The 9,303-nt window shown below is 73.3% G+C and carries 8 protein-coding genes and 1 pseudogene; 7 read left to right on the plus strand and 2 right to left on the minus strand.

Annotated elements, in window-relative coordinates; genetic code table 11:
- Window positions 1-1,051: pseudogene (locus CCN44_RS45650) on the minus strand (hypothetical protein); the annotation flags it as partial.
- 219 nt (window positions 1,052-1,270) lie between these two features.
- Here CCN44_RS45650 and radA point away from each other — a divergent pair.
- Together radA and disA are read left to right on the plus strand one after the other, a co-directional pair.
- Window positions 1,271-2,680, plus strand: a complete 1,410-nt coding sequence (gene radA / locus CCN44_RS30490; RefSeq protein WP_059251646.1) for a DNA repair protein RadA — start codon at window positions 1,271-1,273, stop codon at window positions 2,678-2,680.
- 80 nt (window positions 2,681-2,760) lie between these two features.
- The gene (gene disA, locus CCN44_RS30495) at window positions 2,761-3,885 is read left to right on the plus strand and encodes a DNA integrity scanning diadenylate cyclase DisA (protein ID WP_059251644.1); all 1,125 of its coding nucleotides are present in this window, start codon (window positions 2,761-2,763) and stop codon (window positions 3,883-3,885) included.
- Window positions 3,886-4,072: 187 nt separating this feature from the next.
- Here disA and CCN44_RS30500 read toward each other — a convergent pair whose 3' ends face one another.
- Window positions 4,073-4,900, minus strand: a complete 828-nt coding sequence (locus CCN44_RS30500; protein ID WP_208639868.1) for a hypothetical protein — start codon at window positions 4,898-4,900, stop codon at window positions 4,073-4,075.
- A 179-nt stretch (window positions 4,901-5,079) separates the two neighbouring features.
- Here CCN44_RS30500 and CCN44_RS30505 point away from each other — a divergent pair, with 179 nt between their 5' ends.
- From CCN44_RS30505 to CCN44_RS30525, 5 genes are all read left to right on the plus strand, one after another.
- Window positions 5,080-5,955 carry an HhH-GPD family protein gene (locus CCN44_RS30505; RefSeq protein ID WP_059251641.1) on the plus strand — a complete coding sequence of 292 codons (876 nt, stop codon included), beginning with the start codon at window positions 5,080-5,082 and terminating at the stop codon, window positions 5,953-5,955.
- Window positions 5,956-6,230: 275 nt separating this feature from the next.
- Window positions 6,231-6,770 (plus strand): SigE family RNA polymerase sigma factor, encoded by a 540-nt coding sequence (locus CCN44_RS30510; RefSeq protein WP_055703482.1) that lies wholly within the window; start codon window positions 6,231-6,233, stop codon window positions 6,768-6,770.
- A gap of 41 nt (window positions 6,771-6,811) precedes the next feature.
- Entirely contained in the window at window positions 6,812-7,408 is a 597-nt protein-coding gene (locus tag CCN44_RS30515; RefSeq protein ID WP_059251638.1) for a hypothetical protein, read from the plus strand.
- 66 nt (window positions 7,409-7,474) lie between these two features.
- Window positions 7,475-8,179 (plus strand): two-component system response regulator CseB, encoded by a 705-nt coding sequence (gene cseB / locus CCN44_RS30520; protein WP_059251637.1) that lies wholly within the window; start codon window positions 7,475-7,477, stop codon window positions 8,177-8,179.
- A 13-nt stretch (window positions 8,180-8,192) separates the two neighbouring features.
- On the plus strand, window positions 8,193-9,303 hold a 1,111-nt coding region (locus tag CCN44_RS30525; protein WP_086701199.1), incomplete at its 3' end, for a sensor histidine kinase.

The following is a 9,303-nucleotide window of genomic DNA, read 5'->3' on the forward strand; positions in this document are numbered from 1 at the left end:
CCCGCGCGCGCGGGTGGTGGGCCAGGGCCATGTGGAGGGCCGCGCGTGGGGCCTCCAGGACGGGCAGCTCGGCGGGGGTGACCGTGGCGCCGGGCCAGCGGCCGGTGACCGCGCGCTCGGCGGTGCGGCGGCAGCGCGGGCAGTCGTCGACGTGCCGGACCAGCTCGCGGCGCAGGGCCGCGCTGAGGACCAGCCCGCTGTCGCCGGTGAGGTGGGCCACGCTCGGACAGCCGCCCGTGTGGACCACGGCGAGGGCCGCGCGCGTGCGCTCGACCTCGCAGGCGGCGGAGGCGAGGAGCTCCCGCGCGGCGGCGGGCTCCATGCCGAGGACGGCGGCGACCTCGTGGACGGACAGGTGGTGGCGGACGGCGAGTTCCAGGGCCTCGCGCTGCTCGGGGGTGGTACCGGCGGCCTCGGGCCAGGCCAGCAGGGCGAGTTCACGGCGCCGCCGCTCCTGGACCTCGGGGGCGGGGGGCCGGGCCGGAGGGTCCGGGACCGCTGTCCCGGCGCCCTCGCCGAGTCCGCTCCCGATGCCCTCGCCGGGTCCGAGTCCGGTTCCGGCTCTCGCCGCGGTCGCCTCCCCGCCGCCCCGGCCCGCTCCGGTACGGCCCGCAGCCGCCCTGGTACGGCCCGGCGCGGCTCCGGTGCGGCCCGCCGCGTGGGTGGCCTGACGTTTCTGCTTGGCCTCGGCCAGCTTCCGCAGGCACGCCCAGCGGGCCAGGGCGTACAGCCAGGCCCTGCGGTCGGCGGCGGCCGGCGGGGCCCGGTGGCCGCGCCGCTCGGCCAGGGCGAGGGCGTCACCGAGGGCGGCGGTGGCCGTGTCGTGGTCGCACAGGACCGACAGACAGTAGGTGAACAGGCCGTCCAGGTACGGCTCGTAGCGCGCCGGCGGCTGCTGGGCGACGGTGCGCGCGGCGGCGCGATCGCGCGCCTCCGCCGCCTCTCGTGCCTCACGGGCGTCACGCCGTGCTGCACGGGCCTGCGGGGCCTCGTGGTGCGCCCGATGCGCGCCCGTCGTGCGGGTCGTGGTCTCCGGACTGCTGCTCATCACCCGTGCGACCGTAGGCGGCCGTGGAGTGCCCCTTCCGGAACCTTGAGCACTTTTAATCCGTACGGGTGAAACGATCCCTCATAAGGGGACAGGAACCTTTTATTCCGCGGCCGGATCCCGGTGGATGGTGGCCGAGAACGGGTCACTCGTACGGGCTCCCCGGGATTTCCCACCCGGTCCCGGACCGCGTTGTCAGTGCCGCGGGCTACGGTTTCCCGCATGGCTGCCCGTACCAAGACCACCAAGGACCGCCCGTCCTACCGCTGCACCGAGTGCGGCTGGCAGACGGCCAAGTGGCTCGGCCGCTGCCCGGAGTGCCAGGCCTGGGGCACGGTCGAGGAGTACGGCGCGCCCGCGGTCCGGACCACGGCACCGGGCCGCGTGACCAGCTCCGCGCTGCCCATCGGCCAGGTCGACGGCCGGCAGGCCACCGCCCGCACGACCGGCGTGCCCGAGCTGGACCGGGTGCTCGGCGGCGGCCTCGTGCCCGGCGCGGTCGTCCTGCTCGCGGGCGAGCCCGGCGTCGGCAAGTCCACCCTGCTGCTGGACGTGGCCGCCAAGTCGGCCAGCGCCGAGCACCGCACCCTCTACGTGACCGGCGAGGAGTCGGCGAGCCAGGTGCGGCTGCGCGCCGACCGCATCGGCGCCCTCCACGACGAGCTGTACCTGGCCGCCGAGACCGACCTGTCCGCCGTCCTGGGGCACCTGGACGAGGTCAAGCCGTCCCTGCTGATCCTCGACTCGGTGCAGACGGTCGCCTCCCCGGAGATCGAGGGCGCGCCCGGCGGCATGGCCCAGGTCCGGGAGGTGGCGGGGGCGCTGATCCGGGCGTCCAAGGAGCGGGGCATGTCCACGCTGCTCGTGGGCCACGTCACGAAGGACGGCGCCATCGCCGGCCCCCGCCTGCTGGAGCACCTGGTGGACGTCGTCCTGCACTTCGAGGGTGACCGGCACGCCCGCCTGCGCCTGGTGCGCGGCGTGAAGAACCGCTACGGGGCGACGGACGAGGTCGGCTGCTTCGAGCTGCACGATGAGGGCATCACCGGCCTCGCCGATCCCAGCGGCCTGTTCCTGACCCGCCGCGCCGAGCCGGTCCCGGGCACCTGCCTGACCGTCACCCTGGAGGGCCGCCGGCCGCTGGTGGCCGAGGTACAGGCGCTGACCGTCGACTCCCAGATCCCCTCCCCGCGCCGTACGACCTCCGGACTGGAGACCTCGCGCGTGTCGATGATGCTGGCCGTCCTGGAGCAGCGCGGCCGGATCAGCGCGCTCGGCAAGCGGGACATCTACTCGGCGACGGTCGGCGGGGTGAAGCTGTCGGAGCCGGCCGCCGACCTCGCCATCGCGCTCGCCCTGGCCTCCGCCGCCAGCGACACCCCGCTGCCGAAGAACCTGGTGGCGATCGGCGAGGTGGGGCTCGCGGGCGAGGTCAGACGGGTCACGGGCGTGCAGCGCAGGCTCGCCGAGGCGCACCGGCTGGGCTTCACGCACGCGCTCGTACCGGCCGATCCGGGGAAGGTGCCGCCCGGCATGAAGGTCCTGGAAGTCGCGGACATGGGGGACGCGCTCCGGGTTCTGCCGCGCTCCCGTCGCCGAGAGGCCCCACGGGAGGCGGAGCAGCGCCGGTAGACTTTGCCCTGGTCTCGCCCGTCCGTACGAACCGAGTGCGGGAACGGGAGCGCGTCAGAACCTGCGACCGGAGGAGTGCAGTGGCAGCCAACGACCGGGCAGCAGCTCCCGGAAAGTCCGGTGGGAGTGCCGGTTCCGATGGCCTGATGCGCGCCTCGCTGAGCGCCGTGGCTCCCGGTACGGCCCTGCGTGACGGCCTGGAGCGGGTCCTGCGCGGCAACACCGGCGGGCTCATCGTGCTCGGCTCCGACAAGACGGTCGAGGCGATGTGCACGGGCGGTTTCGTGCTGGACGTCGAGTTCACCGCCACCCGGCTGCGGGAGCTGTGCAAGCTGGACGGCGGCATCGTGCTGTCGTCGGACCTGTCGAAGATCCTGCGCGCGGGCGTCCAGCTGGTCCCGGACCCGACGATCCCCACGGAGGAGACGGGCACCCGGCACCGCACGGCGGACCGGGTGAGCAAGCAGGTCGGCTTCCCGGTGGTCTCGGTCTCCCAGTCGATGCGGCTGATCGCCCTGTACGTGGACGGTCAGCGCCGCGTCCTGGAGGACTCGGCGGCGATCCTGTCCCGCGCGAACCAGGCGCTGGCGACCCTGGAGCGGTACAAGCTCCGGCTGGACGAGGTCGCGGGCACGCTGTCGGCGCTGGAGATCGAGGACCTGGTGACGGTCCGGGACGTGTCGGCGGTCGCGCAGCGGCTGGAGATGGTCCGCCGCATCGCCACCGAGATCGCCGAGTACGTGGTCGAGCTGGGCACGGACGGCCGGCTTCTCGCACTTCAGCTGGAGGAGTTGATCGCCGGGGTCGAGCCCGACCGCGAGCTGGTGGTCCGGGACTACGTCCCCGAGCCGACGGCGAAGCGGTCCCGCACGGTCGACGAGGCGCTGGCCGAGCTGGACGCCCTGACCCACGCGGAACTTCTCGAACTGGGCACGGTGGCGCGGGCGCTGGGCTACACCGGGTCCCCCGAGACGCTCGACTCCGCGGTGTCGCCGCGCGGCTTCCGCCTCCTGGCCAAGGTGCCGCGGCTGCCGGGCGCCATCATCGACCGGCTGGTGGAGCACTTCGGGGGGCTGCAGAAGCTGCTCGCCGCGAGCGTGGACGACCTGCAGACCGTCGACGGCGTGGGCGAGGCCCGGGCGAGGAGCGTACGGGAGGGGCTGTCGCGCCTGGCCGAGTCCTCCATCCTGGAGCGGTACGTCTGAGAGCGGGTCCGGGCGCCCCATAGCTCGGGGGGATCGGTCGTACGGCGGCTGCGGGTGCGTTGCGGCTGGTCGCGCAGTTCCCCGCGGCCCTTGCGTAGGTACAGCTCGCCCCCTAAGGGGCGCGGGAAACTGCGCGAGCAACCCTCCACGCACCCGCACCCGAGCATGAACCCCGCGGCCCGAAGCGCTAATCCGCCGCCAGCACGAAAGAGGCCCGCAGCTTCCCGAACCCCGGCGCCTTGGCCTCCAGCAGATACGTGCCGGACTTGGCCGAACCGCCGGACGGCGTCTCGCAGTGGGCGGCGCTCGGCTTGCGGTCCCACTTCACGGTGTACGTGATGCTCTCGCCCGCGGGAACCCGGAAGACCAGGCTCCCCGGGCCCTTGGGGCAGTCGGCCGAGGACCAGAACGTGTCGTCCCCGTCCGCCGGCGTGATCGTCAACACCGCGTTCTTCGGGCCGAGATCGACCTTGCAGTCGGCGGACGAGCTGTTCTTCGCGGTGAGTTCGAAGGTCGGCGTCTGGTCCGGCGAGTAGGAGTTCCGCGCGCTGCGCAGGCTCAACGCCACCGCGCCGGACGTGCAGTTGGGCAGTCCGGAGGAGGCCGGGAGCACGTCGCCCGCACCGACGGCGCCGCCACCGGACGCCGCACCCGAGCCGCCACCCGTGCCGGCGGAGCCGCCGGTCGCGCCGCCGTCCCCGCCGGAAGCCGAACCGGAGCCGGAGCCCGAGCCGGAACCCGAGCCGCTGCCGCCGGAGTCCCCGCCGCCCGACTCCTCACGGCCGCCCGGGTGTTGGCTGATCGCGGAACCGGACGGAGACGGCCCGGGAGTGATGGTGTGCGTGGGATTCTTGCCGTTGGACCCGCCGGTGTCCTTCTTCCCGCCCCCGCCGCCGGCGGTGACGATCCACGTGATCACCAGCGCCAACAGGGCGACCACGGACAGCAGTACGGCCCTCCGACGCCAGTAGATGGAGGAGGGAAGCGGCCCGACCGGATTGCGCAGAGATCCCACGCGCAAACTGTACGAGAGATCGCCGCGCTTGCTCGCGCCACCCGCCGCGCCGGCGCCAACTTTTCCGGATCATCATTCCGGCAACTTCCGCTGACGGCACGGTTCTTCACTTTTCGCCACGCTCGGTGACCGGGTGGTCACCCATAATGCCCGTCAACCCGTGGCAGGATCGGAAGGCCATGACTGAGAAGCTGCACGCCCCCGTGATCGCCTGGTTCGACGCCCACGCCCGTGACCTCCCCTGGCGCCGCCCGGAGGCAGGCCCGTGGGGCGTGATGGTCAGCGAGTTCATGCTCCAGCAGACCCCGGTCAACCGGGTGCTGCCGGTGTACGAGGAGTGGCTGGCCCGCTGGCCGCGCCCGGCCGACCTCGCGAAGGAGGCGCCGGGCGAGGCGGTGCGCGCCTGGGGCCGGCTCGGCTACCCGCGCCGCGCCCTGCGCCTGCACGGCGCCGCGGTCGCCATAACGGAGCGGCACGGCGGGGACGTACCGACGGATCACGCGCAGCTGCTGGCACTGCCCGGCATCGGCGAGTACACGGCCGCCGCGGTGGCCTCCTTCGCGTACGGGCAGCGGCACGCGGTGCTGGACACCAATGTGCGCCGGGTGCTCGCGCGGGCGGTGACGGGGGTGCAGTACCCGCCGAACGCGACCACGGCCGCCGAGCGCCGGCTGGCGCGGGAGCTGCTGCCGGAGGACGAGCGGACCGCCGCGCGCTGGGCCGCCGCCTCCATGGAGCTGGGCGCGCTGGTGTGCACGGCGAAGAACGAGGGCTGCCATCGGTGCCCGATCGCCGCGCAGTGCGCCTGGCGGCTCGCGGGCAAGCCGGAGCACTCGGGTCCGCCGCGCCGCGGGCAGACGTACGCCGGTACGGACCGGCAGGTGCGCGGCAAGCTGCTGGCCGTGCTGCGGGAGGCGCACGCGCCGGTGCCGCAGGCGATGCTGGACCGGGTGTGGCACGAGCCGGTGCAGCGGGCCCGGGCGCTCGACGGCCTGGTGTCGGACGGTCTGGTGGAGCCGCTGCCGGGCGGTCTGTATCGGCTGCCGCTGGGCTGACGCACCGACAGGTCACAGCCGGACGGCGTCTGTTACCGACCATCAGAGCCGACAAAGCATCCCATAAAGGGACATTCGGCCCGCTCGCTCTACCCCATTGCCTCGTCCGTTACACAACCGACGGATAGCCGAGTGCCAGCCGCAGGCTGGTCCGCACAGCCCCGTGACAACCACTCCGTAGCTTCTTCTCCGTGCCCGGCGGACCACCGGGCACGGGACAGCGGGACTTCCGGCAGGAGCCGGAAGGACAACGGGGAAGACGGAGGCGGTTGATCATGGCGCAGGGAGAGGTGCTCGAGTTCGAGGAGTACGTCCGCACCCGGCAGGACGCGCTGCTGCGCAGCGCCCGCCGGCTGGTCCCGGACCCGGTCGACGCCCAGGACCTGCTGCAGACCGCGCTGGTGCGGACGTACGGCCGCTGGGAGGGCATAGCCGACAAGCGGCTCGCGGACGCCTACCTGCGCCGTGTCATGATCAACACGCGGACCGAGTGGTGGCGGGCGCGCAAGCTGGAGGAGGTGCCGACCGAGCAGCTGCCGGACGCCTCCGTGGAGGACTCGACCGAGCAGCACGCCGACCGGGCCCTGCTGATGGACGTCATGAAGGTGCTCGCACCGAAGCAGCGCAGTGTCGTGGTGCTGCGACACTGGGAGCAGATGTCCACAGAGGAGACGGCCGCTGCCCTCGGCATGTCGGCCGGTACGGTCAAGAGCACGCTGCACCGGGCGCTCGCCCGGCTCCGTGAGGAGCTGGAGGCCCGCGATCTGGACGCACGCGCGCTGGAGCGTGAGGAGCGGGAGCGTTGCGCGGCCTGACCGGGGCCGGGCCCGACCGGGCCCGAGGGAGTACACAGGCGGTGATCGCGGTGGGGGCCGCGCTCGCCGCCCTCACCCTTTTCGTCGTCGCGTGCGGCAGCGGGGGCACGGGCGCCCGGGACGAGGGCCCGGCACACGACTCGGCGGTGGCCGGGTCCGTCGCCTCGCCGTCCCCGAGCCCCTCGGAGCGCTACCGGCGCGTGGACCCCGTGGCGCTGATCATGAGCGACCCCGAGGTGTCGGGCGCGGTGAAGCGGGAACTGAAGCCGTGCAACGGCGACGAGTACCCGGTCGACGTCTCCTACGGCGACCTGACCGGCGGTCCGGTGGACGACGTCGTCGTCAACGTGCTGACCTGTGCCGACGCGGTCGGCATCGGCTCGTACGTGTACCGGGACGACGACGGCGCCTTCCGGAACGTCTTCAAGAGCGAGGAGTCCCCGGTCTACGCCGAGATCGACCAGGGCGTTCTGTCGGTGACCAGGCAGTACTACGAGAAGGGCGACCCGATCTCCAGCCCGTCCGGTGAGATCGTGACCCCCTACCGGTGGAAAGCGGGACGCTTCTCCGCGGGGACGGCCACCCGCAACGAGTACAGCAAGTCCGTCGGCGGTCCGACACCCGAACCGGACATCTGAACCGCCGACCGCACCCCACGTAGACCCCCTGACCCCACGAGTCACCAGAGGACTGAGAGCACCGGGATGGCAGACCAGACCCACGTCCTGTTCGTCGAGGACGACGACGTCATCCGCGAGGCCACCCAGCTCGCGCTGGAGCGGGACGGCTTCGCGGTCACCGCCATGCCCGACGGACTGTCGGGCCTGGAGGCGTTCCGGGCCGACCGCCCCGACATCGCGCTGCTGGACGTCATGGTGCCGGGTCTGGACGGCGTCAGCCTGTGCCGCCGGATCCGGGACGAGTCGACCGTGCCGGTGATCATGCTGTCCGCGCGGGCCGACTCCATCGATGTCGTCCTGGGCCTGGAGGCGGGCGCCGACGACTATGTGACCAAGCCCTTCGACGGTGCCGTGCTGGTCGCCCGGATCCGCGCCGTGCTGCGCCGCTTCGGACACGCCGGCGGGACGGCGCGGGCGGAGGAGTCCGCGTCCGAGGCCGGCGGCGGCACGCTCACCTTCGGCGATCTGGAGATCGACACCGACGGCATGGAGGTGCACCGGGCCGGACGTCCCGTGGCGCTGACGCCGACCGAGATGCGGCTGCTGCTGGAGTTCTCCTCCGCGCCGGGCACCGTGCTCTCCCGCGACAAGCTGCTGGAACGCGTGTGGGACTACGGCTGGGGCGGTGACACCCGCGTCGTGGACGTGCATGTGCAGCGGCTGCGGCAGAAGATCGGCCAGGACCGGATCGAGACGGTCCGCGGCTTCGGCTACAAGCTGAAGGCCTGAGCGGAGCGACGGTATGCGGGGGATTCTGCGGCACCCGGTCCGGCGCATGGAGCGCGCGGGCCTGCGCACCGGGCTCAGATGGAAGGTCAGCGCGGCGATCGCGCTGGTCGCCGGTCTGGTGGCGGTCGTGCTGAGCCTGGTCGTGCACAACGCGGCCCGGGTCTCGATGCTGGACAACGCGCGCGAGCTGGCCAACGACCGGCTCCTGACGGCGCAGCGCTTCTACGAGCTGGGCCGGGGCCCGGTCATCCCTTACGTCAAGATCGACGACCCGAGCCTGCCGCCCGCGCTGCGCGAGAAGGTCGAGCGGGGGCGCCGGGCCAGTGATGTCTCCGAGCACGGCGGAGTGGCCGACATCTGGGCGGCCGTACCGGCCAAGGACGGGCATGTGCTGTCCCTGCACAGCCATCTGCCCGACCGCAGCACCGACATGCTGCGGGACCTGGACCAGGCCCTGGTCATCGGCTCGGTCGCGGTCGTGCTCGGCGGCAGCGCGCTGGGCGTGCTGATCGGCGGGCAGCTCTCCCGCCGGCTGCGCAAGGCGGCTGCCGCCGCGAACCAGGCCGCGGCCGGCGAGACCGACGTCCGGGTGCAGGAGGCCATCGGCGGGGTCGTACGGGACGAGACCGACGAGCTCGCGCGTGCGGTGGACGCCATGGCGGACGCGCTGCGGCAGCGCCTGGAGGCCGAGCGGCGGGTCACCGCGGACATCGCGCACGAGCTGCGCACCCCGGTGACGGGCCTGCTGACCGCCGCCGAGCTGCTGCCGCCCGGCCGGCCCACGGAACTGGTGCTGGACCGGGCCAAGGCCATGCGCACCCTGGTCGAGGACGTCCTGGAGGTGGCCCGGCTGGACGGCGCCTCGGAGCGGGCGGAGCTGCAGGACATCATGCTCGGCGAGTTCGTGGCGCGCCGGGTGGCGGCCAAGGACCCGGACGTCGCCGTGCGGGTGGTGCACGAGTCGGAGGTCACCACCGACCCGCGGCGGCTGGAGCGGGTGCTGTTCAACCTGCTCGCCAACGCCGCCCGGCACGGCCGGCCGCCCGTCGAGGTGACCGTGGAGGGCCGGGTCATCCGGGTCCGCGACCACGGCCCCGGCTTCCCGGAGGAGCTGCTCGCCGAGG

It is taken from the genome of Streptomyces tricolor, from assembly GCF_002155905.1.
Taxonomy (GTDB): Bacteria; Actinomycetota; Actinomycetes; order Streptomycetales; family Streptomycetaceae; genus Streptomyces; species Streptomyces tricolor.

Coding starts and splice junctions, on each gene's coding strand:
- CCN44_RS30505 (WP_059251641.1), top strand. CDS start 5,080: ATGACTGAGAAGCTGCACGCCCCCGTGATCGCCTGGTTCGACGCCCAC.
- radA (WP_059251646.1), top strand. CDS start 1,271: ATGGCTGCCCGTACCAAGACCACCAAGGACCGCCCGTCCTACCGCTGC.
- CCN44_RS30510 (WP_055703482.1), top strand. CDS start 6,231: ATGGCGCAGGGAGAGGTGCTCGAGTTCGAGGAGTACGTCCGCACCCGG.
- cseB (WP_059251637.1), top strand. CDS start 7,475: ATGGCAGACCAGACCCACGTCCTGTTCGTCGAGGACGACGACGTCATC.